General features: G+C 61.8%; 22 protein-coding genes and 1 pseudogene. 14 read left to right on the top strand and 9 right to left on the bottom strand.

The features are described 5' to 3' along the window. The first annotated feature begins 17 nt into the window (after positions 1 to 17). The 3 genes from ACODR6_RS25945 to lysS all read left to right on the top strand — a co-directional run bounded on the left by ACODR6_RS25945 (position 18) and on the right by lysS (position 4,949). Positions 18 to 1,787 (top strand): SLC13 family permease, encoded by a 1,770-nt coding sequence (locus ACODR6_RS25945; RefSeq protein WP_489025181.1) that lies wholly within the window; start codon positions 18 to 20, stop codon positions 1,785 to 1,787. A gap of 191 nt (positions 1,788 to 1,978) precedes the next feature. Then, the gene (gltX, locus tag ACODR6_RS25950) at positions 1,979 to 3,436 is read left to right on the top strand and encodes a glutamate--tRNA ligase (RefSeq protein ID WP_199628929.1); all 1,458 of its coding nucleotides are present in this window, start codon (positions 1,979 to 1,981) and stop codon (positions 3,434 to 3,436) included. Positions 3,437 to 3,452: 16 nt separating this feature from the next. Continuing rightward, positions 3,453 to 4,949, top strand: coding sequence for a lysine--tRNA ligase (lysS, locus tag ACODR6_RS25955; protein WP_449098060.1), 1,497 nt, complete (start codon positions 3,453 to 3,455; stop codon positions 4,947 to 4,949). 73 nt (positions 4,950 to 5,022) lie between these two features. On the opposite strand, the gene ACODR6_RS25960 is transcribed toward lysS, so the two are convergent. Further along, complete coding sequence (locus tag ACODR6_RS25960; protein ID WP_199628928.1) at positions 5,023 to 5,823, bottom strand: hypothetical protein; 801 nt, start codon at positions 5,821 to 5,823, stop codon at positions 5,023 to 5,025. Between the two features lie 179 nt (positions 5,824 to 6,002). Here ACODR6_RS25960 and ACODR6_RS25965 point away from each other — a divergent pair, with 179 nt between their 5' ends. From ACODR6_RS25965 to ACODR6_RS25995, 7 genes are all read left to right on the top strand, one after another. After that, a complete protein-coding gene (locus tag ACODR6_RS25965; RefSeq protein ID WP_489025184.1) occupies positions 6,003 to 6,914 on the top strand; it encodes a LysR family transcriptional regulator in 912 nt (303 codons plus the stop codon). Positions 6,915 to 7,033: 119 nt separating this feature from the next. Then, complete coding sequence (locus ACODR6_RS25970; protein WP_449098062.1) at positions 7,034 to 8,194, top strand: ABC transporter substrate-binding protein; 1,161 nt, start codon at positions 7,034 to 7,036, stop codon at positions 8,192 to 8,194. Between the two features lie 194 nt (positions 8,195 to 8,388). Then, positions 8,389 to 9,372 (top strand): ABC transporter ATP-binding protein, encoded by a 984-nt coding sequence (locus ACODR6_RS25975; protein WP_489025186.1) that lies wholly within the window; start codon positions 8,389 to 8,391, stop codon positions 9,370 to 9,372. Further along, complete coding sequence (locus ACODR6_RS25980) at positions 9,369 to 10,331, top strand: ABC transporter permease (RefSeq protein ID WP_489025188.1); 963 nt, start codon at positions 9,369 to 9,371, stop codon at positions 10,329 to 10,331. Before ACODR6_RS25975 ends, ACODR6_RS25980 begins: the two co-directional genes overlap by 4 nt. Next, complete coding sequence (locus ACODR6_RS25985) at positions 10,321 to 11,136, top strand: ABC transporter permease (RefSeq protein ID WP_413710331.1); 816 nt, start codon at positions 10,321 to 10,323, stop codon at positions 11,134 to 11,136. The genes ACODR6_RS25980 and ACODR6_RS25985 overlap by 11 nt, the downstream gene beginning before the upstream one ends. Before the next feature lie 49 nt (positions 11,137 to 11,185). Continuing rightward, a complete protein-coding gene (locus ACODR6_RS25990; protein ID WP_489025191.1) occupies positions 11,186 to 12,613 on the top strand; it encodes a gamma-aminobutyraldehyde dehydrogenase in 1,428 nt (475 codons plus the stop codon). A gap of 172 nt (positions 12,614 to 12,785) precedes the next feature. Then, the gene (locus ACODR6_RS25995) at positions 12,786 to 13,883 is read left to right on the top strand and encodes a helix-turn-helix transcriptional regulator (protein ID WP_130282283.1); all 1,098 of its coding nucleotides are present in this window, start codon (positions 12,786 to 12,788) and stop codon (positions 13,881 to 13,883) included. Here the strand turns inward: ACODR6_RS25995 and ACODR6_RS26000 are convergent. After that, positions 13,880 to 14,512 (bottom strand): YjbE family putative metal transport protein, encoded by a 633-nt coding sequence (locus ACODR6_RS26000; RefSeq protein WP_489025193.1) that lies wholly within the window; start codon positions 14,510 to 14,512, stop codon positions 13,880 to 13,882. The genes ACODR6_RS25995 and ACODR6_RS26000 overlap by 4 nt on opposite strands. Before the next feature lie 276 nt (positions 14,513 to 14,788). Here ACODR6_RS26000 and ACODR6_RS26005 point away from each other — a divergent pair, with 276 nt between their 5' ends. Beyond that, entirely contained in the window at positions 14,789 to 14,962 is a 174-nt protein-coding gene (locus ACODR6_RS26005; RefSeq protein ID WP_112719786.1) for a DUF1328 domain-containing protein, read from the top strand. 25 nt (positions 14,963 to 14,987) lie between these two features. On the opposite strand, the gene ACODR6_RS26010 is transcribed toward ACODR6_RS26005, so the two are convergent. Both ACODR6_RS26010 and tal read right to left on the bottom strand, forming a co-directional pair. Continuing rightward, positions 14,988 to 15,653 carry a DUF1345 domain-containing protein gene (locus ACODR6_RS26010; protein ID WP_489025195.1) on the bottom strand — a complete coding sequence of 222 codons (666 nt, stop codon included), beginning with the start codon at positions 15,651 to 15,653 and terminating at the stop codon, positions 14,988 to 14,990. Between the two features lie 92 nt (positions 15,654 to 15,745). Further along, a complete protein-coding gene (gene tal, locus ACODR6_RS26015) occupies positions 15,746 to 16,711 on the bottom strand; it encodes a transaldolase (protein WP_112719788.1) in 966 nt (321 codons plus the stop codon). 435 nt (positions 16,712 to 17,146) lie between these two features. Between tal and ACODR6_RS26020 the strand changes: the two genes are divergently transcribed. Continuing rightward, complete coding sequence (locus ACODR6_RS26020; protein ID WP_489025197.1) at positions 17,147 to 18,127, top strand: sugar-binding transcriptional regulator; 981 nt, start codon at positions 17,147 to 17,149, stop codon at positions 18,125 to 18,127. Here ACODR6_RS26020 and ACODR6_RS26025 read toward each other — a convergent pair. The 3 genes and pseudogenes from ACODR6_RS26025 to ACODR6_RS26035 all read right to left on the bottom strand — a co-directional run. After that, a pseudogene (locus tag ACODR6_RS26025) lies at positions 18,113 to 18,299 on the bottom strand (hypothetical protein); the annotation flags it as partial. The gene ACODR6_RS26020 and the pseudogene ACODR6_RS26025 overlap by 15 nt on opposite strands. After that, positions 18,274 to 19,146, bottom strand: a complete 873-nt coding sequence (locus ACODR6_RS26030) for a methylated-DNA--[protein]-cysteine S-methyltransferase (protein ID WP_489025199.1) — start codon at positions 19,144 to 19,146, stop codon at positions 18,274 to 18,276. The gene ACODR6_RS26030 and the pseudogene ACODR6_RS26025, both read right to left, overlap by 26 nt. A gap of 69 nt (positions 19,147 to 19,215) precedes the next feature. Further along, positions 19,216 to 19,713: a DUF2244 domain-containing protein gene (locus ACODR6_RS26035; RefSeq protein WP_489025201.1), complete on the bottom strand. Its 498-nt coding sequence runs from the start codon at positions 19,711 to 19,713 to the stop codon at positions 19,216 to 19,218. Between ACODR6_RS26035 and nth the strand changes: the two genes are divergently transcribed. Continuing rightward, positions 19,712 to 20,515 carry an endonuclease III gene (gene nth, locus ACODR6_RS26040; RefSeq protein ID WP_489025203.1) on the top strand — a complete coding sequence of 268 codons (804 nt, stop codon included), beginning with the start codon at positions 19,712 to 19,714 and terminating at the stop codon, positions 20,513 to 20,515. The genes ACODR6_RS26035 and nth overlap by 2 nt on opposite strands. Here the strand turns inward: nth and ACODR6_RS26045 are convergent. After that, positions 20,480 to 21,055 carry a TetR/AcrR family transcriptional regulator gene (locus ACODR6_RS26045; protein ID WP_489025205.1) on the bottom strand — a complete coding sequence of 192 codons (576 nt, stop codon included), beginning with the start codon at positions 21,053 to 21,055 and terminating at the stop codon, positions 20,480 to 20,482. The two genes, nth and ACODR6_RS26045, sit on opposite strands and share 36 nt — an antisense overlap. A gap of 81 nt (positions 21,056 to 21,136) precedes the next feature. Between ACODR6_RS26045 and ACODR6_RS26050 the strand changes: the two genes are divergently transcribed. Then, a complete protein-coding gene (locus ACODR6_RS26050) occupies positions 21,137 to 21,574 on the top strand; it encodes a VOC family protein (RefSeq protein WP_489025207.1) in 438 nt (145 codons plus the stop codon). Here the strand turns inward: ACODR6_RS26050 and ACODR6_RS26055 are convergent. After that, positions 21,564 to 22,277, bottom strand: coding sequence for a sulfate transporter family protein (locus tag ACODR6_RS26055; protein WP_489025209.1), 714 nt, complete (start codon positions 22,275 to 22,277; stop codon positions 21,564 to 21,566). The genes ACODR6_RS26050 and ACODR6_RS26055 overlap by 11 nt on opposite strands. Between the last annotated feature and the right edge of the window lie 87 nt (positions 22,278 to 22,364).

Here is a 22,364-nt window from a genome sequence, read left to right on the forward strand (position 1 = left end):
CCAGCCCCTGGAGCAGCATGACCACCCCGCAGATTCTCGCCTTCGGCGTCATTGGCCTGATGATGGCCGTCTTCATCTGGGACCGCTTCCGTTATGATCTCGTCGCCTGCTGCGCGCTGGTGCTCGCCGTCTGCGTCGGCATCGTGCCCTTCGACAAGGCCTTCTCCGGCTTCAGCGACGATATCGTCATCATCGTCGGCAGCGCGCTTGTCGTCAGCGCCGGCGTCGCCCGCTCCGGCATCGTCGACAGCGCCATCAAGCGCTTCTTTCCGAACCTGAACTCGCTGCATACGCAGCTCGCCCTGCTGCTGATCGTCGTCGCCGTGCTCTCCGCATTCATCAAGAATATCGGCGCGCTGGCGATCATGATCCCGGTTGCCTTCCAGTTTTCCCGCAAGACCGGAAAGTCGCCCTCGCTCTATCTTATGCCGATGAGCTTCGCCGCTCTGCTCGGCGGGCTCATGACCCAGATCGGCACCTCGCCGAACATCGTCGTCTCGCGGCTGCGCGAAGAAATCACCGGCAAATCCTTCACGATGTTCGACTTCACGCCGGTTGGCGCCACGCTGGCGCTGGTCGGCATCATCTTCCTGATCTTCTTTCACTGGCTGGTACCCGAGCGGCAAAACGAAAATCCGTCGCTTGAAGAAGCGCTCGATCTCAAGAACTATTTCTCGGAGGCAACGGTCGTCGAGGGCTCCGGCTTCGACGGCAAGATGTTGAACGAGATCCTGAAGCTCGGCGATGGCGAAGTGGTCGCGACCGCGATCCTGCGCGGCCATTCCCGCCTGTCGCCGATCCCCGACCTCGTCCTGAAAGTGGGCGACACCCTGCTTCTCGAAGGCGGTCCGGAACCGCTCGACCGCGTCGTGACCAATGCCAAGCTGAAGCTCGCCGGCAAGCAGATTCCCGCGGATACGCAGGATGGCGACATCACCTCGATCGAAGCAGTGGTCTCGCCGGAATCGACGCTGATCGGCTGGTCGGCACGGCAGTTGTCGCTCTTCAACCGCCGCCGCGTCAACCTGCTCGCCGTCAGTCGCCAGGGTCATCGCCTGACGGAGCGCCTCAGCGAGGTGACGCTGAAGGGCGGCGATGTGCTCGTGCTCCAGGGCAGCCGCAAAAACCTGCCGGCCTTCCTGCAGGAATTCTCCTGCCTGCCGCTGGCGCAACGCGACATCCTGCTCGGCACCCAACGCCGCGCCTATGTGCCGCTGATCATCCTCGCCGCCGCCATGGGCGCGACCGCCGCGGGTCTGGCGCCTGTGGCCGTCGCCTTTTTCTGTGCCGCGCTCGCCATGGTCGTCTTCCGAGTCATCCCGCTTGCCGATGTCTACAAGGCGCTGGATGGCCCGATCCTGATCATGCTCGCCGCCCTCATTCCCGTATCGGATTCGCTCAGGACAACCGGCGGCAGCGAGCTTATCGCCGGCTGGCTCGGCCATTTCGCAGCGCAGATGCCACCCTTTGGCGCCCTGGCGCTGATCCTGATCACCGCAATGGCGGTGACGCCGTTCCTCAACAATGCCGCGACAGTGCTGGTCATGGCGCCGATCGCCGCAAGCTTTGCGCAGACGCTCGGATATAAGCCGGAAGCCTTCCTGATGGCGGTCGCCATTGGAGCCGGCTGCGATTTCCTCACCCCGATCGGCCACCAGTGCAACACGCTGGTCTTCGGCCCGGGCGGATATCGCTTCAGCGATTATCCCCGCCTCGGCCTGCCGCTCTCCTTCATCATCATTCTCGTCAGCGTTCCCATGCTGCTCTACGTCTGGCCGGTGCGATGAGCGCTGATGCCCATTTTCCTTGACGCAAGCGGCCGAATATGGCCTTAAGGCCAGCCAAATGGACAATCGCTGGGGAAGTGCGCAATTTGCCCTTATCCGGCCGGTTTCCTGATCCAGTTATCTGCATTCTTCCCGCCGCACGCCGCTTTTGCCATCAAAAGCCGTCGGCATTCATTTGACGGGCACATAAAATGACAGCTTCCGGCGTCCGCGTCCGCATTGCTCCCTCGCCGACCGGCGAGCCGCATGTCGGCACCGCTTATATCGCACTCTTCAACTATCTTTTCGCCAAGAAGAACGGCGGCGAGTTCATCCTGCGTATCGAGGATACCGATGCGACGCGCTCGACCCCGGAATTCGAGCAGAAGGTGCTGGACGCCCTGAAGTGGTGCGGGCTCGAATGGAAGGAAGGCCCGGATATCGGCGGCCCCTACGGCCCCTATCGTCAGTCCGACCGCAAGGACATCTACACGCCCTACGGCCAGGAATTGCTGGACAAGGGCCATGCCTTCCGCTGTTTCTGCACCCCCGAGCGCCTGGAACAGATGCGCGAAGCCCAGCGTGCCGCCGGCAAGGCGCCGAAATATGACGGACTCTGCCTGAAATATTCGGCCGAGGAAGTCAGCGCCAAGATGGCAGCGGGCGAAAGCTCCGTCATCCGCATGAAGATCCCGACCGAAGGCTCCTGCGATTTCAACGACGGCGTCTATGGCGACGTGTCGATCCCGTGGGACAGCGTCGACATGCAGGTCCTGATCAAGGGCGACGGCATGCCGACCTATCACATGGCAAACGTCATCGACGACCATCTGATGAAGATCACCCACGTCGCCCGCGGCGAAGAGTGGCTGGCATCGGTACCCAAGCACATCCTGCTTTACCGCTATTTCGGCTGGGAACAGCCGGTGTTCATGCATCTCTCGCTGATGCGCAACGCCGACAAGTCGAAGCTGTCGAAGCGCAAGAACCCGACCTCGATCTCCTACTACTCCGCTCTCGGCTATATCCCGGAAGCGCTGATGAACTTCCTCGGCCTGTTCTTCGTGCAGATCGCCGAAGGCGAAGAGCTGCTGACGATGGACGAGCTCTCCGACAAGTTCGACCCGGAAAACCTCTCCAAGGCCGGCGCCATCTTCGACATCCAGAAGCTCGACTGGCTGAATGGCCGCTGGATCCGCGAGAAGCTGTCGGAAGACGAGTTCCAGGCCCGCGTCCTGACCTGGGCGATGGAAAACGATCGCCTGAAGGCCGGCCTCCGCCTGTCGCAGTCGCGCATTTCCAAGCTCGGCGAACTGCCGGAGCTCGCAGGCTTCCTGCTGAAGTCCGACCTCGGCCTCGACCCGTCGGCCTTCGCCAAGATCAAGTCGCCGCCGGAAGAGATCCTCGAGATCCTCAACACCGTGCAGCCGGACCTCGAAAAGATCCTCGAATGGAACGTCGAGACGATCGAAGCCGAACTGCGCGCCATCGCCGACCGCATGGGCAAGAAGCTGAAGGTCGTTGTGGCCCCGCTCTTCGTCGCCGTATCCGGCTCGTCGCGCTCGCTGCCGCTCTTCGATTCCATGGCGATCCTCGGCCGCTCGGTCGTGCGCCAGCGTCTGAAACTCGCCTCGCAGGCAGTCGCCTCTCTCGTCGGCCCGAAGAACTGAACCGGACATCTGCACCATGACCGAAAAGACCGAAACAGCGACCCTTTCTTCCGACGCAACCGAAGTGCGCGCCCAGAAGCTGAAGCTGCTGCGCGAACAGATCGGCGATGTCTATCCGGCGCATTTCCACCGGACCATCACCAATGCCGAGCTCGCCGAGAAGTACAAGGATCTCGAATCCGACGTCGAGACGACCGATGTCGTGACCGTTGCCGGCCGCGTCTATTCCTCGCGCAATTCCGGCATGTTCATGGATATCCATGACGCCGGCGGCAAGATCCAGATCTTCAGCCACAAGGACGTGACGCCGGAAGAAGCCCGCAACATGCTCGCCATGATCGACATCGGCGACATCATCGGCGTCACCGGCACCGTCCGCCGCACCAAGCGCGGCGAGCTCTCGATCAACGCCCGCGAAATCACCATGCTGACCAAGTCGCTTCTTCCCATGCCGGAGAAGTGGAATGGTATTGCGGATGTCGAGATCCGCTATCGCAAGCGCCACCTCGACATCATGAGCAACGAGGAATCGAAGCTCCGCTTCCAGCAGCGTTCGAAGATTGTCTCCGGTATCCGCCGCTTCATGGAAAGTGACGGCTTCATGGAAATCGAGACGCCGATGCTGCACTCGGTTTACGGCGGCGCGACTGCTGAGCCCTTCAAGACGCATCACAACACGCTGAAGCTCGACATGTACCTGCGCATCGCGCCGGAACTGTTCTTGAAGCGCACGCTGGTCTCCGGCCTCACCGACAAGGTGTTCGAGATCAACCGCAACTTCCGCAACGAAGGCGTCTCCACCCGGCACAATCCAGAATTCACGATGATGGAGTGCTACTGGGCCTATGCCGACTACGAGGACATCATGGACCTCGTCGAGCGGCTGTTCGAGACGCTCGCATTGTCGATCCACGGCAAGACCGAATTTGCCTTCGGCGACAAGGAAATCTCCTTCAAGGGTCCGTTCAAGCGCGTGCCGATGCCCGACGCCGTCAAGGAAGTGACCGGCATCGACTTCCTTGCGATGAAGACCGATGAAGAAGCCCGCACCGCCGCCAAGGCCGCCGGCTTCGAAGTCGAGAAGGACTGGACCTGGGGCGAATGCCTGGCCTTCATCTTCGAAGAGAAGGTCGAGGGCACGCTGATCCAGCCGAGCCACGTCACCCATTTCCCGAAGGACATCTCGCCCTTCGCCAAGGAAGTACCGGGCGAGCCGCGCCTCGTCGAGCGCTTCGAGACCTATTGCAACGCCTGGGAACTCGGCAACGCCTTCTCCGAACTCAACGATCCGGAAGAGCAGCGCCGCCGCATGGTCGAGCAGCTTGAGCAGGCCCATGCCCGCGGCGAAAAGGACAAGCAGCTGGACGACGAATTCCTCGATGCGATCGACCAGGGCATGCCCCCCGCCGGCGGTCTCGGCATCGGCGTCGACCGCCTGATCATGCTGCTCACCAACGCACCGTCGATCCGCGACGTCATCCTCTTCCCGGCCCGCCGCAGCAAGACGGACTGAGACTGACGAACTTCAAATGCAAAAGCGGAGCGCCCGAAAGGACGCTCCGCTTTTTTGTGTCCGGTGATTTTTGTTAGTGGCCGCTCTTGGCGGGCGCGGCTTCCTCGCCGCCACCTTCGGCCGGAGCCTCGGCGGGCGCTGCCTCGCCTTCTCCGCCTTCAGCCTTGGCTTCGCCGCCCTCGGCCTTGGCTTCTCCGCCTTCCGCCTTGGCCTCGCCTTCGCCCTCGCCGCCCTTGGCCTTCTCGGCCTTGGCGCCCTTCTTGCCGCCCTCACCGCCTTCGCCACCCTCGGTCGAGGCAACGGCCGTCGGATCGATGCAGTCGGAATATTCCTTGAAGGACGCGTTCAGCGTCTTGATCTCGTCTTCCGGGAGATCGACGCGCTCGCCGAAGAACAGGCCGTTCTGGCTGGCCTGGCCGTCATAGTAGCGGGCGGTATAGGGCTTGTCGTCGATGCCCTCGATCATCTTTTCGGGATGCGGGATATAGACGACGTCGGCGCCGATCGCCCGGCCGCGAATATCGGAGCGCAGCGTCGGGCCGTTCTGGTCGAGCACCACGACCTGCACCAGATCCGGCTTGCTGTCCGCATAGATCGCCTGCGCCACCCGCAGAGCGGTCCGCACGCGGGTCATCCCGTCGGTGGGTTCGGTCTTGATGTATTTGCGGATCCAGACATGCTCCTGCTTCTTGATCGTCACGAGATTGACGTCGGTGCAGGAGGCACCGTTCACTTCTTCTGCCGGAGGACCAAGGATCGCATCTTTGCCGACATAAAGCGCCGCACCGCCGGAGGCGCCTGCGAAGAGCGCCACACCGCCGATAACGAACGCCAGTTTCCGGGACGGCCGGAATATGCGCAGTAAGGCCTTCACGCCAACTGCTCCGTCATCGGCAAAACTCCAACTCGATACATGCTCGGAAAACTATTCAAGCGACGTTTCGGAATGCTTAAGTGCGGCCAGTAAAAACGCAGGGGTGAGAATAAAAGGCCAAAAAAGGTCCGGTAGTTCACAGACTTGTCAGCGTGTATTTCGGCATGCTCTAAAGCCGCATGGCCTTCACGCTTCGTCAGCTTCAATATTTCGTCGCAGTCGCCGAGCAGGGTTCGGTGACGCGGGCGGCGCAGAACCTCTCCATCTCCCAATCCTCCGTCACCGAGGCGCTGAAGGAGCTTGAAACCGACCTCGGCGTCTCGCTCTTGGATCGCCATCCGCGCGGCCTGACCATCACCCATAACGGCCACCAGTTCCTGCGCCACGCCACGAAGATCCTGGCGACCGTCTCGGACGCGCGCACCAGCTTCTCCGGCCAACAAAGCGCACTGTCGGGAACGCTGAACATCGGCGTCACCTCGCTCGTCGCGGGCTATGTGCTCTCCGATCTCCTCGCCCGCTACCGCCGCGCCTGCCCCGGCGTCGATGTCAGCGCCATCGAGGACAATGGCGGCTATCTCGAACATCTGCTTGTCGGCGGTGAGCTCGATGTCGCCGTCATGGTCATCTCCAACCTGCGCGACCGCATGGCGCTGCAGGCGGAAATCCTGGAAACGTCGCCCTATCGCCTCTGGCTGCCGATGGGCCATCCGCTGGTTTCGGCCGATATCATCTCCGTTGCCGATATTGCCCGCGAACCGCTGATCATGCTGACGGTCGATGAGATCGAGGAGAATACCGGCAAGCTGCTCTCGGCCCTCGGCGCCCGCCCGCATGTAGCGTTCCGCACCCGCTCTGTCGAGGCTGTCCGCAGCCTTGTCGCCACCGGCGCTGGCGTCGCCCTGCTGCCCGATCTCGTCTACCGCCCTTGGTCGCTGGAAGGCGACCGCATCGAAAGCCGCGATGTTTCGGGATCGCTCCCCGTCGTTCAGGTCGGCATGGTCTGGCGCAAGGGATCGAGCCTGCCGCAGGCGGCGCGCGACTTCGTCGGCATTGCCGAAAGCATGCGCTCCGGCCGCGTCCGTTCCTGATATCGGAATTTCCGATAACGTCTTTCTGATAAATGAATTTGCGAAAGCGGATTTTTCATCGCAACTTTTCAACCGGGAACAAAATGCCGCAGCAAGCGGCTCAAACCGGGAGACAGACGATGACGAATCTCTTGAAATCCTGCACGGCCGCGCTCGCGTGCCTGAGCTTTGCAACACAGGTGATTGCCGCCGAACCGCTGAAGGAACTGGGCAAGGGCGAAGGTGCGGTCAGCATCGTCGCATGGGCCGGCTATATCGAGCGCGGCGAAACCGACAAGAATTACGACTGGGTGACCGGCTTCGAAAAGGACACCGGCTGCAAGGTGACCGTCAAGACCGCCGCGACATCCGACGAAATGGTCTCGCTGATGAACGAAGGCGGCTTCGACCTCGTCACCGCGTCGGGCGACGCCTCGCTGCGCCTGATCGCCGGCAAGCGCGTCCAGCCGATCAACACCGATCTGATCCCCGGCTTCAAGAATGTCGATCCTCGCCTGCAGAACGGTCCGTGGTACACAGTCGGTGGCGTTCACTACGGCGTGCCCTATCTCTGGGGACCGAACGTCCTGATGTACAACACCGACGCCTTCAAGGATAAGGCGCCGACCAGCTGGAAGGTCGTCTTCGAGGAAGAAACCCTGCCGGACGGCAAGTCCAACAAGGGCCGCGTCCAGGCCTATGACGGCGCGATCTATATCGCCGATGCCGCCATGTATCTGATGGCGCACAAGCCCGAGCTCGGCATCAAGGATCCCTACGAGCTGAACGAAGACCAGTACAAGGCGGCCCTCGACCTGCTGCGCGGCCAGCGCAAACTCGTCTCCCGCTACTGGCATGACGCGATGATCCAGATCGACGACTTCAAGAACGAAGGCGTCGTCGCCTCCGGCTCCTGGCCGTTCCAGGTCAACCTGATGCAGGCCGACAAGCAGAAGATCGCCTCGACCTTCCCGGAAGAAGGCGTCACAGGCTGGGCTGACACCACCATGCTGCATGCCGACGCCGAGCACCCGAACTGCGCCTATATGTGGATGGAACACTCGCTGTCCGCCAAGGTTCAGGGCGACGCCGCCGCCTGGTTCGGCGCCGTTCCCTCCGTCCCGGCCGCCTGCAAGGGCAACGAGCTGATGACCGACACCGGTTGCGCCACCAACGGCTTCGACCACTTCGACAAGATCAAGTTCTGGAAGACCCCGGTCGCGAAGTGCACGACGCAGAGCGAATGCGTGCCCTATCACCGCTGGGTTTCCGACTATGTCGGCGTGATCGGCGGGCGGTAATTACCCCGCCCCAAACCCCTCCCCACAAGGGGGAGGGGCTAGCAAGCGGCACCGCCTCGCTCCAATCTCAGCGTCTGCGTTCTCCGAGAGGGACAAGGCGGGTTAAGCCCCTCCCCTTGTGGGGAGGGGTTTGGGGCGGGGTCTGAACACCGCAATTGAAATCCAAGACTGAATGCCAAGACTGGAGCCCACCCATGACACCCGCCGTCCGTTTCCAGCAGGTCTCGCGTCATTTCGGCCAGGTTCGCGCCGTTGACGGCGTCGATCTCGAGATCGCGCCCGGCGAATTCTTTGCCATGCTCGGCCCGTCCGGCTCCGGCAAGACGACATGCCTGCGCCTGATTGCCGGCTTCGAACAGCCGACTGGCGGCCACATCCAGATTTTCGGCGAGAAGGCCGAAGGCGTGCCGCCGTACCGGCGCAACGTCAACACCGTCTTCCAGGACTACGCGCTCTTCCCGCATCTCAACATTCTCGACAACGTCGCCTACGGCCTGATGGTCAAGGGAACAGGCAAGGCCGAGCGCCTGCGCGAAGCGGAAAAGGCGCTCGAGCTCGTCAAGCTGCCGGGCTATGGCAGCCGCCGCCCGGGCCAGCTCTCCGGCGGCCAGCGGCAGCGCGTGGCGCTCGCCCGCGCCCTCGTCAACAAGCCGAAGGTGCTGCTCCTCGACGAACCGCTCGGCGCGCTCGATCTGAAACTGCGCGAGCAGATGCAGGAAGAGCTGAAGAGCCTGCAGCGCGCCCTCGGCATCACCTTCATCTTCGTCACCCACGATCAGGGCGAGGCCCTGTCCATGGCCGACCGCGTCGCCGTCTTCAACAATGGCGGCATCGTCCAGGAAGGCACGCCGCACGATATCTACCGCCGCCCGAAGACCCGCTTCGTCGCCGATTTCGTGGGCTCGTCGAACGTCATCGCCCCGGATTTCATGGCCTCGCTCGGCGGCGAGAAGCGCTGGGCGAGCCTGCGTCCCGAGGCGATCCGCCTTGGCGACGGTGCAGAGGCCCGCGTCGAGAATGCCAGCTTCCTGGGTGCTGCGACACGCCTGACGGTCGATATCCGCGGCACGCGCCTGCATGTCATGCTGCCCGCTGGTGCGGACGTGCCTGATGTCGGCTCCAGCGTTCGTCTCGGCTGGCAGCCGGGCGACGTCCACTACATGGATGATGCGGCATGAGCGCCATTGCGATGACAGGCAAGGACACATCGATCCTGCCGGGGCGCGGCGGCTTCTTCGGCCGCCTCTCGGACGCCTTCTGGCGCCATCCGAAACTGCTGCTCTTCCTGATGCTGACCCCGCCGCTGCTCTGGCTCGGCATCATCTATATCGGCTCGCTGATCGCGCTGCTGCTGCAGAGCTTCTTCTCGATCGACGATTTCTCGGGGATGATCAGCTACGAGTTCACGCTGTCGACCTATGCGCAGCTGCTGAACCCGACCAATTTCGACATCATCGTCCGCACCATCCTGATGGCGGCGCTCGTCACTCTCGCCTCCGCCGTCATCGCCTTCCCGATCGCCTATTATGCGGCGCGTTATGCCAAGGGAAAGTGGAAGGTGCTCTTCTATCTCGGCATCATGCTGCCGCTCTGGTCGAGCTATCTCGTCAAGATCTATGCCTGGAAGCTGATCCTCGCCAAGGAAGGCATCCTCACCTGGTTCTTCGGCAAGCTCTACCTTTCCTGGCTGCTCGACGGCATCCTGAACCTGCCGGTGGTCGGCGGCAATTCGCTCTCCGTCAGCTATCTGGGCACCTTCGTCGTCTTCGTCTATATCTGGCTGCCCTACATGATCCTGCCGACGCAGGCAGCGCTGGAGCGCGTCCCCGGCAACCTGATCGAGGCCTCGTCGGATCTCGGCGCCACCCCGCGCCAGACCTTCCGCACGGTGCTCTTCCCGCTGGCGCTGCCCGGCATCGTCGCCGGATCGATCTTCACCTTCTCGCTGACGCTCGGCGACTACATCATCCCGCAGATCATCGGCTCGTCGCGCCTCTTCATCGGCCAGGCCGTCTATACGCAGCAGGGCACGGCCGGCAACGTGCCGCTCGCCGCCGCCTTCTCGGTCGTGCCGATCGTCATCATGGCCATCTATCTCTGGCTTGCCAAACGCATGGGGGCTTTCGATGCGCTCTGATCGCGGACAGAAATCCCCGCTTCTCCTGAAGATTGCCGCCGGTGCCGGATTGCTCTTCCTGCATCTGCCGATCCTGCTGATCTTCGTCTACGCCTTCACGACAGAAGAGAAAAGCTACCAGTGGCCGCCACCGGGTCTAACCCTGCAGTGGTTCGCCATTGCCTGGAACCGCCCGGATGTCTGGAACGCCCTTGGCCTCTCCGTTCAGGTCGCCTGCATTGCAACGGCGATCGCGCTCGTGCTCGGCACGCTCTGCGCCGCCGCTGTCAGCCAGACGAAATTCTTCGGCCGGGAGGCGATCTCGCTGCTCGTCATCCTGCCGATCGCGCTTCCGGGCATCATCACCGGCATCGCGCTGCGCTCGGCCTTCAGCCTGTTCGACATCCCCTTTTCGGTCTGGACGATCGTCCTCGGCCACGCCACCTTCTGCGTCGTCGTCGTCTATAACAACGCCGTCGCCCGCTTCCGCCGCACGCAGGGATCGCTGATCGAGGCCTCGATGGATCTCGGTGCCGACGGCTTCCAGACCTTCCGCCATGTCGTGCTGCCGAATATCGGCACGGCGCTCTTGGCAGGCGGCATGCTTGCCTTCGCGCTGTCTTTCGACGAAGTCATCGTCACCACCTTCACCGGCGGCCAGCAATCGACGCTGCCGATCTGGATGCTGGAAGAGCTAATCCGTCCGCGCCAGCGCCCGGTGACCAACGTGGTCGCCATGGTCGTCGTGCTCGTCACCTTCCTGCCGATCCTGGCAGCCTATTACCTCACCCGCGATGGCGACCAGATCGCCGGGGCCGGAAAATAAACCAGAGTGGGATGCCCCCATCCGCTCGATGAACGAAAGGGAGAACATCATGGACACCAAAATGCTGATCGGTTCACGTTTCGAAGCGGGCACGGAGACGGAAGAACACGTCCTCAACCCCAAGACCGGCGAGAAGGTCGTCGACCTGCCGGAAGCCTCGCTCGGCCAGATCGACAACGCCGTCGATGCCGCCGAGAAGGCCTTCAAGAGCTGGTCGCAGACGACGCCCGGCGAGCGCTCTTCCTATCTCCTCAAGATTGCCGACGCGATCGAGAAGGATGCTGCGGGTTTTGCCGCGCTTGAGGCGCTGAACTGCGGCAAGCCGATCAACGCCGTCCTCAATGACGAAATCCCGGCGATCGTCGATTGCTACCGCTTCTTCGCAGGCGCCGTGCGCAACCTGCATGCCCCCGCCGCCGGCGAATACCTGCCGAGACACACCTCGATGATCCGCCGCGACCCGATCGGTATCGTCGGCTCGATCGCGCCGTGGAACTACCCGCTGATGATGATGGCCTGGAAGCTGGCACCGGCGATCGCCGGCGGCAACACCGTCGTCTTCAAGCCCTCGGAACAGACGCCGCTGACGGCGCTGAAGATGGCAAAGCTGCTCTCCGAAATCCTGCCTGAAGGTGTGGTCAACGTCATCCTCGGCCGCGGCGAGAGCGTCGGCAACGCGCTGATCAACCATCCGAAGATCGGCATGGTCTCGATCACCGGCGATGTCGCGACCGGCAAGAAGGTGCTGCAGGCCGCCGCCAAGACGGTGAAGCGCACCCATCTGGAACTCGGCGGCAAGGCTCCCGTCATCGTCTTCGACGACGCTGATATCGATGCGGTCGTCGCCGGCATCCGCACCTTCGGCTATTACAATGCCGGCCAGGATTGCACCGCCGCCTGCCGCATCTATGCCGATGCAAAGGTCTATGACCGCTTCGTCGCCGACCTGTCTTCGGCTGTCTCGTCGATCAAGTTCAACCAGGCCGACGACACCGAAAACGAGATCGGTCCGCTGATCTCCAAGCGCCAGCGTGACCGTGTCGAGAGCTTCGTCGCCCGTGCCTCCGAGCACAAGCACATGGAGATCACCACGGGCGGCAAGACCTCCGGCGACAAGGGCTTCTTCTACACGCCGACCGTGATTGCCGGCGCCACGCAGGACGACGAGATCGTCCGTCGCGAAGTCTTCGGCCCGGTCGTCTCCGTCACCCGTTTCAGCGATGTCGAGGACGCCGTCACCTGGGCGAACGACAGCGACTACGGCCTCGCCTCCTCCGTCTGGACCAAGGATATCGGCCGCGGCATGAAGACGGCCGCCCGCCTGCAATATGGCTGCACGTGGATCAACACCCACTTCATGCTCACCAACGAAATGCCGCATGGCGGCCTGAAGCAATCCGGCTATGGCAAGGATATGTCGGTTTATGCGCTCGAAGATTATACCGCCGTGCGCCATGTAATGATCAACCACGGCTGAATAACCCAAACGGGTTATTGAGATAACATATTTGTGATTTCAGACCGCTGTAAACAACTACGGCGGTCTTTTTGTGGATATATTTCAATATTGCGTTGAACGAATATATGCTCCATATTTGAGCAAAGCCTTGGCAATAGCCGCGGGGGGCTAAAAAGGCTGATTACTTTCAATGGCATCGCAGATTAATATTCCGGAACTCCAGCGCGCCCTTGGCGGCTTGATGGATTCGGCGCTGATGCCGGAACAGTGGGACGGCACGCTGGAGGCGATCAGCCGGGCCACCGGCTCGGTCGGCACCCACATCATGCCGGTGCGTGGAAAGTTCGAGGCCGGCGTCCTCACCACCCCTAATTTTCTGGAGGCCTTCGACATCTATTTCTCCGAAGGCTGGTACAAGCGGGACTTTCGCGAGCGCGGCCTGCAGATCGGCCTGACCAAGGGCGTCGTCATCGAGCATGACATCGCCACCAGCAGCGATTTCTCCCAGCACGCCTTCTATGCCGACTTCCTGGCGCGCTTCGGCATGCGCTATTCCGCGATGGTGCTGTTTCAGGCCCGCGGCACGACGCTCAGCATCAACTTGCAGCGCGGCATCCATGACGCCCCCTTCGACCGCAATGACGAGGCGGCGCTTCTCGGCATGCAATCGAGCCTGTCATCCGCCGCCGAACTGGTGCGCACGCTGGATGCGGCGAAGGTCGGCGGCATGGGCGAAGCCTTCGACATGACGGCTGCGGCCGCAATCTTCTTCGACCGGAAGGGCCGCATCACCCATCTCAACGCACGCGCCGAAGGCCTGCTCGACGAGGAAATCCGTATCGCCGGGGGAGAGCTTTTCACCCTGAAGCAGAGCGAGGCGGCACAGCTGCAGCGCCAGGTGCTCTCGGCCGCCGACGGCGCGCTGTTCATCGAACTGCCTGCCATTCGCATCACCCGGACGGGAAAGCCGCCGCTCGTGGCCCGCGTTCAGAAGCTGCAGGGCTTTGCGGCCGATCTCTTCGCCCATTCGAGTGTCGTGGCGCTGATCACCGATCTCGGCGAGCGCGACGGCCCGAGCATCGAGCTCTTGCGCAGCACCTTTTCGCTGACGCCCCAGGAGGCGACGGTGGCACGGCTGCTGCTCGACGGATCCTCGCCGCGCGAGATCGCCACGATCTGCGGCCTGCAATATGAGACGGCGCGCGGCTATGTGAAACGCGTGCTCTCGAAAACCGGAACGCAGCGCCAGGCACAGCTGATCGCGCTGCTCTCCGGCCTGAAGCCCTAACCGGCGATCTGCGCCCCATAGAGGGTCCAGACTTCCCAGCCGCCTTCCCAGATCATGTCGAGCGCGACATAGACGATGATCGCCAGCCCGATCCAGCCGATCCAACGGAAGCGGCTGAGCAGCTTCGCCACGAAATTCGAGGCAACGCCCATCAGCACGACGGAGAGAATGAGGCCGAAGATCAGCGCCGTCATGTTCGACTTCGCCGCCCCAGCGACGGCCAGCACGTTGTCCAGCGACATGGAAAGATCGGCGAAGATGATCTGGCCGATCGCCTGGCGCAGCAGCTTCGGCTTGTGGGCATGATGCCCGGCCTCGTCGCCCCCCTCTTCCTCTTCGCCGGCTTCCCGCAGCTCCTTGAACATCGTCCAGCAGATCCAGAGGAGCAGCAGTCCGCCGATCAGGTTGATGCCCTTGATGACGAGCAGTTCCGCGGCAATGACGGCGAAGACGATGCGGATGACAGCGGCAGCCGCGATACCGGACACGATCGCTTTGCCGCGCAGTTCAGGCGCAAGACCGGCGGCAGCCATGCCGATGACGATCACATTATCCCCGGAGAGGATGATGTTGATCATGATGACTTCGAGATAGATGGAAATGACGGAGGGATCAAAGAGGGAGGACATCAAGGCACTTTCGTCGATGGGGCAAATCGATGAAAAATCCCCACGCCTTCAGCCCGCCTGCCGCGCACAAATATGCGGCAGATCGTCATCCTTAGGAATTGGGGGCTCTTCCTGGGCAAAGTTTGAAACAGATCGAAGCCCGGTTGAAAAGCCCCGCAACCCGGCGATGCCGGAACATTAGAAAATCGCCTGTTATTTCAATCGATTTTATTCTGACACGGGAACAAATCGCCGTCTGCCGCGTCATCTTCTGCGTCCAACACAGAGGAAACTTCCATGCTTAAGTGGGCTCTCATATTTTTCGTTATTTCGCTGATCGCCGGCTTCTTCGGCTTCTCCGGCATCTCGGCTGCCACCGCGACGATCGCGCGCGTACTCTTCGGCATCGCGCTGGTGATCTTCCTGATCTTCCTCATCCTCGCGCTGATGGCGGGACAAGCCATTCTCTAGCGCCCACCGCGTCTCACGGGCGGGCCTAAAGCAGGCTCGCCCCGACATTGATCGCCAATGCCAGGATCGTCGTGTTGAAAAGAAACGACAGGATCGCATGCAGCAGGGCGATCTTGCGCATGATCCGCGATGACACCGCCACATCGGCCGTCTGCGCCGCCACCCCGATGGTGAAGGAGAAATAGAGGAAGTCCCAATAGGTGGGCTCCTCTATCTTGTCGGGAAACATCAGCCCCTCGCCCTTGTCCGGCCCACCATAGAAGCGGTGGGCATAGTGGATGGTGAAGAGCGTGTTCAGGAACACCCAGGAAATCAGAATCGTGACGACAGCCGCGATCGCCCGTGCGAAGGCGACGTCAGGGGGAGCATCCTTGACGGAATGCAGTTCCAGGCCGATGCCGGCAATGCTGGCCACAGCCGCAGCGATCGACAGGAACAGCACGAACGTATCGGAAAAATCCAGATCCTCCGAGCGCCGCCGGATATCCGAGACGGTTGCCCGCAGCATCTTGCGCCAGCTGATGCCGATGAAGACGATGGCCGTGACATTCCAGCCAACCAGCACGTTCTTGGTATTCACGTCACGCGATGTCAGCAGCAGGAAAACGGCGAACCCGGCGGCGAAGGCGATGATGAAACTGCCGTGTCTGATTGCGTAGGTCATAAAACCGGAGCGCTTGCTGCCTGCCATTCCGCTTCTCCTGCCTCGGCTGACGATATCACCATGAAAAAGGCCCGGACACCATCGGCGTCCGGGCCTTTTGAAACACTTATCCGGCAGGATCAGGCAGCGGCGAGCTGCAGTTCCTTCTGAACCATGCCGCGCAGCGTGCCGAGGTCCTTGGCGAAGGCGCGGATGCCTTCGGCGAGCTTTTCGGTCGCCATCGCATCTTCGTTCATCATCCAGCGGAAGGTCTTTTCGTCGACGCTGATCTTCGCAGCCGGCTTCACGGTCTCGGGCGAGAGCTTGCGCTCCAGCTTGCCCTGGTCGTTGGACAGTTCGTCGAGCAGGTTCGGAGCGATCGTCAGGCGGTCGCAACCGGCCAGCGCTTCGATTTCGCCGGCGCTGCGGAACGAGGCGCCCATGACGATCGTCTTGATGTCGTTGGCCTTGTAGTAGTTGTAGATGTCGCGCACCGAGATGACGCCCGGATCTTCCTCAGGGGTGAATTCCTTGCCGGTCGACTTCTTGTACCAGTCGAGGATACGGCCGACGAAGGGCGAGATCAGGAATACCTTGGCGTCGGCGCAGGCAACGGCCTGGGCCTTCGAGAAGAGAAGTGTCAGGTTGCAGTCGATGCCTTCCTTCTGCAGCACTTCGGCGGCGCGGATGCCTTCCCAGGTGGAAGCGAGCTTGATCAGGATGCGGTCACGCTCGATGCCGCGCTCCTTGTAGGCGGCGATGATCGAACGGGCCTTGGCAAGCGATGCTTCGGTGTCGAAGGAAAGATCGGCATCGACTTCGGTCGAAACGCGGCCCGGGACGAGCTTCACGAGAGCCGCGCCAACGGAGATCGCCAAGCGATCGGCAACGGCAGCCGAAACGGCCTCGGCATTGCCGCCCTGCTTCTTGCCCCAGGCAACGCCTTCCTTGATCGCATCGGCAAACATCGGCGTGCCCAATGCCTTCAGAACGATGCTCGGGTTCGTGGTGCAATCGACCGGCTTCAGACGGGCAACAGCCTCGATGTCACCGGTATCGGCAACCACCGTGGTTATCTCGCGGAGTTGGTCAAGCTTGGATGTCATGGTCAAAATCCTTTGTGACTGAGCTGCGGACCGGCGCGATCTTCGCCCGGAAAAGAGGTGATCTACGGAATGCTGACGTTCGTGTTGCAGGCGAAAAGGCGCGGCTCCATCACGGCTATTGGGCTAACGTGAGGAACACCCGCAGTGTTCCCGGTGCGGAGGGAAAGAATGGCGCGATAATTCCGCGCAGGCAATGCCCGCGGCACCATGGCCGGTCCTGACTTCCCGCATGCCCGCACACTGTCCTCCTCGGACGGACAAGAACGACTTCTGTCATCGATAATATGGCAATCCAGTTCATCGAAAGTCAAGGACATTTGTGCATTTCAATTGACATAAGTGTCACACCCGTCATTATCGCCGGGGAACAAAGGAATGCCTGCACCCCTTTCGCTTGCTGAAGCAAACTAGGGTGAAATTTTCGCGAGAGAAGATGTGGTCAAGCTGAAGCGCGGCACGCATACCGCCTATTCCGAAGCCTCGTCGCTGCGTCTGCGGGCGGCATGGCTCTATTACAATCAGGGCCTGACCCAGAAGGATGTTGCCGAACAGCTCGGCATCAGCCGCACGACTGTGATCCGCCTCCTCGACGAGGCGATGAAGCGCAGCGAAGTGCAGATCTGGATCAACGATTCCATCGGCGACTGCGTCGAGCTCTCGGTCAAGCTGGAACGCGCCTATGGCCTCGACGAGGCAATCGTCGTTCCCTCGCCCGTCAACAACGACGTCAATGCTCTGGCAAAAAGCGTCGGCCTGGCGCTCGGCCAGTTACTGTCCGAGGCAATCCCCGACGACTATACGATCGGCGTCGGCTGGGGCCGCACGATGACGGCATCGCTTTCAAGCTTCCGCCCGCCCAGGCGCGACAATTGCAAGGTCGTCTCCCTGCTCGGCGGCATCGTCGCAGTGCATCAGACGAACCCGATCGATTATACCTGGCGTCTGGCAAACCAGCTCGGCGCCGAATGCCACATGTTCCTGGCGCCGCTGCTCGTCGACTCCACCGAGACGAAACGGAACCTGATCGACAAATGCGGGCTGGAAACCATCTACCGTCTCGCCGAAAATCTCGATCTCGCCATCGTCTCCTGCGGCGATATCGGCCCGCACTCCACCTCCCTGTCCGAGGGCTGGATTTCCAAGGCCGAACTGCAGGAACTGATCGACGCCGGCTGCGTCTGCGATACGATGTTCAACTTCCTCGACAAGGACGGCAACACCATCGATCACTCGATCAACAGCCGCGTCATGTCCGTCGATCTCGATACGCTGAAGAAGGCCAAGCACATCGTGCTCTCCTCAGGCGGCGCCCATCGCGCCACCGCCATTCGCGCAACGATCAAGCGTATCGGCTGCAACACTCTGATCACCGATGAGAGTGCCGCCAAGGCGCTGCTGGAACTGGCTGAAGGCTAGCTCTGCTGATCTGGCCCCCTCATCCGCCCTTCGGGCACCTTCTCCCCGAGGGGAGAAGGGAAGACCGAAGACCACCGCGAGTCCCCTTCTCCCCAGCGGGGAGAAGGTGGCGGCAGCCGGATGAGGGGGCTGCTCGCGCAAAACTATCAGGCGTGCGCCGACTCCCACCCAAGCATCGCACGCTTGCGCGTCAGACCCCAATGATATCCCGTCAGAGCACCACTCTTGCCGAGCGCACGATGACACGGCACAACAAACGAAATCGGGTTGGCGCCAACAGCAGCCCCGACAGCCCGCATCGCCTTCGGATTGCCGATGTCATTGGCGATATCGCTGTAGGTGACAGCCTTGCCGAACGGGATCTTCAGCAGGCTTTCCCAGACGCGCACCTGGAAGTCCGTGCCGATTAGCACCACCCGCAGCGGCTGCTCCGACGACCACTTGCCCGGCTGGAAGATGCGCTCGGCATAGGGCGCGGTCGCCTGATTGTCCTCGACATATTCGGCATTCGGCCAGCGGCAGGCCATATCGTCGAAACAGGCCGCCTCGTCTCCGAGATCGCTGAAGGCTAGGCCGGCGAGCCCTCGATCGGTGGCCATGACCAACGCAACGCCAAACGGCGAATGGTGGAAGCCGTAGCGAATGGTCAGCCCGCCGCCCCTCGCCTTCCATTCGCCGGGCGACATCGCCTCATGGGTCACGAAGAGATCGTGCAAACGGCTCGGCCCGGACAGGCCGACCTCGAACGCGGTTTCGAGAAGCGGCAACTCCTCCTGCCGCAGCAGGCGCTTGGCATGATCGAGCGTCACTGCCTGCAGGAAAGCCTTCGGCGAAAGCCCGGCCCAGCGCGTAAAGGTCTTCTGCAGCTGCGTCGGCGACTGGTTGAGGCGCGCGGCGATATCGTCCAGCGAAGGCTGGTCGCGGTAATCCTCGGTGATCAATTCGATGACCTGCCGCACGGTCTCGTAGTCGGGACCGTCAGGCGTGATGTCTCTGTTCAGATTTGCGATCATGTTCATCGTATTTCTCCTTGTAACAAGGAGATAATCAAGCGCGATCTCGCGAGCCACCCGTTTCTTGCGCCACTTTCATAACCGCTGCTTGACGGTCGCCAGCGCCCCCTTAAAGGCTTTGGCGAAGCTTTCGCGGTCATCGGGATTGAGGAAGGAGCCGATATCCGTCCGCCGTCCCTGCCCCGAGACATGCATCGACAGAATGCCGATCTCTTCATGCCGTCGCACGAGAAAGCGGGTCCAGAAGGGATTGAAATGATGCTCGACCATCTTGCCCGACGGCGCGAATTTTCGGATCGCCACATCGGTACGCGACACCGTCACTTCCTCGCGTGCCCGCCCCGACCGGTAGTTCTGCCAGAAAGCGCCGTAGAGCAGCGCGAAATCGAGCCCGAAGAAGAAGCCGATCGGCCAAGCGCCGGTGACGATAAAGAACATTCCGTAGAGGCAGCAGATCCCGCCCGATATCGCCAGCATGATACGGAACCCCTTGCGGCCGAGAGAGCGGTAGGGGAAGAGTTCAGCTGCGAAAACAGGCTGTTCGCCTGCGCTGTCGGCGTTGCTTTCCGTCATGGCTGGCGAGTATAGATTGTCCATGGCCGAACCGAAACTCAAATCCGCTTCCCGGACTTCCGCAAACTCAAAAGTGATCGTCCGCCGCAAGAAGACGGCGGTGCGCACCGCCTATACCGAGGCTGAGCGCGAAGAGATCTTCCGCCGCTTTTCGATCCAGCGGCCGGAGCCGAAAGGCGAGCTGGAGCACAGCAATCCTTTCACGCTCGTGGTCGCCGTGGCGCTTTCGGCGCAGGCGACGGACGCCGGCGTCAACAAGGCAACCCGCGCCCTCTTCAGGGCGGCAGACACCCCCGAGAAGATGCTGGCTCTCGGCGAAGAGCAGGTGCGCGACTACATCAAGACCATCGGCCTCTATCGCAACAAGGCGAAGAACGTCATGGCTCTCTCGCAGATGCTGGTCGATGATTTCGGCGGCGTCGTGCCGCAGACGCTCGAAGAGCTCATCCGCCTGCCGGGCGTCGGCCGCAAGACCGCCAATGTCGTGCTCTCTATGGCCTTCGGCCAGGCGACCATGGCCGTCGATACCCATATTTTCCGCATTGCCAACCGCATCAGGCTCGCCCCCGGCAAGACGCCGGATGAGGTCGAAGAGCGGATGATGAAGGTGGTGCCGAAACAGTATCTCTACCACGCCCATCACTGGCTGATCCTGCATGGGCGCTATACCTGCAAGGCCAGACGTCCGGAATGCGAGCACTGTATCATCGCCGATATCTGTAAATCGGCGGAGAAGACCTGGGAAATGCCGGCGCAGCTGGTCGAGCTACCGCCGCAGGTGATCGGCGAGGCCGTCGAGTAGGCTGGCAATCGCCCGCTCGTAATCCTTCCGCACCCCGCCCTGCTCGATCTCGATCGCCGCGCGATCAAAGGCGGCTGACAACAGTGATGTCAGCGGTCCAAGCTGCGCCCCGGCGGCCGGCAGCATCGCCGCCAATCCCCGCCGCAGGCTTTCCTCGGCATTCTCGCGGTCGATCGCCGATGCTTCGGCGCAGAGAACCGCCGGTGCCTCCAGCAACAGAAGCCGCGTGCGCCCCTCCGCCGCCATGGCATCGAAATAGGCTGAAGCGCCCGAGAGCAGCGCATCGCGCGGCGATTGCGCATTCGCCGAGCGGCTCTCGATCTCTTCCGCAACCGTCTCCGCTTCCTGTTCGATGACCGCCCGAAAAAGCGCCCGCTTGTCCTCGAAGTGGTGATAGAGCGCCCCGCGCGTCACACCCGCCGCCGAAACGATGTCCGGCGTCGCGGTCTCGGCATAGCCCTTGTCGACGAAGAGGCGGCGCGCAGCCGCAATCAGCGCCTGCTGTGTCTGTTCGGTTCGTTCGCGATTGGTCCTGCTCATACCCCCTATTTACATACACGCCGCATGTATGTTAAACGAAAAAACATACAAACTGTACGCAAATCAAAGAGGAGCAACGAAATGAAATCGACGAGCTATTATCCGGTGATCATGACCGATGACGTGGCGGCCACGGCGGCCTTCTACATCACGCATTTCCGCTTTCAGGCGCTATTTGAAGCCGACTGGTACATTCATCTCCAGTCCATGGAAAATGAGAACGTCACCCTTGCGATCCTCGACGGCAGCCACGAGACCATTCCCGAGCAGGCGCGCGGCAAGGTCTCCGGCCTGCTTCTGAATTTCGAGGTCGAGGATGTCGATACGATCTATGCCGCATGCAAGACGGCCGGGCTGCCGATCATGCGCGATCTGCGCGACGAGGATTTCGGCCAGCGGCATTTCATCACCGCCGATCCGAACGGCGTGCTGATCGACATCATCAAGCCGATCCCGCCGAGCGCCGAGTTTGCCGCCATGTACGACGCCTCGGCGCTGCCCGCCTGGCCTAGCCTCTGAAGGCCGGATCCTTCTGCGACACCAGCTTGTGCAGGTGCACCATCATGCCGGCGGCAAAGAGCGGCGTGAGGAGATTGAGGAACGGCACCGCAAGAAAGGCCGCGATGACAAGGCCGCCCAGGAAGACCGTCGATCCGTGCTTGGCCCGGAACGCGCGGGCCTCCTCGGGCGGCCGGAAGCGCATCGCCGCAAATTCGAAGAATTCCCGCCCCAGCAGATAGCCGTTGACCATAAAGAAGGCGATCAGGTTGACGCCGGGGATGAAGAGCAGAAACAGCGCGATCAGGTTGCCGACGACCACCACGCCCAGAAATTTGATCGAGCTCACCAGCGCCGGTCCGAACGGCATGGCGTTGCCCGGCCGGTCATTTGGATAGTCCCGCTTTTCCACAACCTCGGCCACATCGTCGAGAAACAGTCCGGCGATCAGCGCCGTGACCGGCGATAGCAGCAGCGCGAGACCAAGCGCCAGCCCGAGACCGGCAAGGATGGCGAAGACGAAGCTCAGCCATCCTGCCCATTCCGGCATCTGCGGAAAGAAGCCCGCGATCCAGGGAAAGAGCAGCGTGGCAAACAGGCTGCGCAGCACGAACCACAGCCCCACCAGCACCAGCAGGGTAAGGCCGAGAACCTTCCAGAAGACCGAGCGCGTCTCGGCGGCGAGAAGATTGCGGAAGGACAGACGAGCGGCGTCAAGGATCATGCTTTGGCGTCTCCATGTGTTGTCCCGGATGTAGGAATCCCCGCGCAGAACGGCAAGCGGAAATAAAATTACATGCAACAATGGAAA

This window comes from Rhizobium sp. FG96 (assembly GCF_057808655.1).

Bases quoted from the DNA above. Each gene is read 5' to 3' on its own strand.
- ACODR6_RS25945 (WP_489025181.1), top strand. From the start codon at position 18: ATGACCACCCCGCAGATTCTCGCCTTCGGCGTCATTGGCCTGATGATG.
- gltX (WP_199628929.1), top strand. From the start codon at position 1,979: ATGACAGCTTCCGGCGTCCGCGTCCGCATTGCTCCCTCGCCGACCGGC.
- lysS (WP_449098060.1), top strand. From the start codon at position 3,453: ATGACCGAAAAGACCGAAACAGCGACCCTTTCTTCCGACGCAACCGAA.
- ACODR6_RS25965 (WP_489025184.1), top strand. From the start codon at position 6,003: ATGGCCTTCACGCTTCGTCAGCTTCAATATTTCGTCGCAGTCGCCGAG.
- ACODR6_RS25970 (WP_449098062.1), top strand. From the start codon at position 7,034: ATGACGAATCTCTTGAAATCCTGCACGGCCGCGCTCGCGTGCCTGAGC.
- ACODR6_RS25975 (WP_489025186.1), top strand. From the start codon at position 8,389: ATGACACCCGCCGTCCGTTTCCAGCAGGTCTCGCGTCATTTCGGCCAG.
- ACODR6_RS25980 (WP_489025188.1), top strand. From the start codon at position 9,369: ATGAGCGCCATTGCGATGACAGGCAAGGACACATCGATCCTGCCGGGG.
- ACODR6_RS25985 (WP_413710331.1), top strand. From the start codon at position 10,321: ATGCGCTCTGATCGCGGACAGAAATCCCCGCTTCTCCTGAAGATTGCC.
- ACODR6_RS25990 (WP_489025191.1), top strand. From the start codon at position 11,186: ATGGACACCAAAATGCTGATCGGTTCACGTTTCGAAGCGGGCACGGAG.
- ACODR6_RS25995 (WP_130282283.1), top strand. From the start codon at position 12,786: ATGGCATCGCAGATTAATATTCCGGAACTCCAGCGCGCCCTTGGCGGC.
- ACODR6_RS26000 (WP_489025193.1), bottom strand. From the start codon at position 14,512: ATGTCCTCCCTCTTTGATCCCTCCGTCATTTCCATCTATCTCGAAGTC.
- ACODR6_RS26005 (WP_112719786.1), top strand. From the start codon at position 14,789: ATGCTTAAGTGGGCTCTCATATTTTTCGTTATTTCGCTGATCGCCGGC.
- ACODR6_RS26010 (WP_489025195.1), bottom strand. From the start codon at position 15,653: ATGGCAGGCAGCAAGCGCTCCGGTTTTATGACCTACGCAATCAGACAC.
- tal (WP_112719788.1), bottom strand. From the start codon at position 16,711: ATGACATCCAAGCTTGACCAACTCCGCGAGATAACCACGGTGGTTGCC.
- ACODR6_RS26030 (WP_489025199.1), bottom strand. From the start codon at position 19,146: ATGAACATGATCGCAAATCTGAACAGAGACATCACGCCTGACGGTCCC.
- nth (WP_489025203.1), top strand. From the start codon at position 19,712: ATGGCTGGCGAGTATAGATTGTCCATGGCCGAACCGAAACTCAAATCC.
- ACODR6_RS26035 (WP_489025201.1), bottom strand. From the start codon at position 19,713: ATGACGGAAAGCAACGCCGACAGCGCAGGCGAACAGCCTGTTTTCGCA.
- ACODR6_RS26045 (WP_489025205.1), bottom strand. From the start codon at position 21,055: ATGAGCAGGACCAATCGCGAACGAACCGAACAGACACAGCAGGCGCTG.
- ACODR6_RS26050 (WP_489025207.1), top strand. From the start codon at position 21,137: ATGAAATCGACGAGCTATTATCCGGTGATCATGACCGATGACGTGGCG.
- ACODR6_RS26055 (WP_489025209.1), bottom strand. From the start codon at position 22,277: ATGATCCTTGACGCCGCTCGTCTGTCCTTCCGCAATCTTCTCGCCGCC.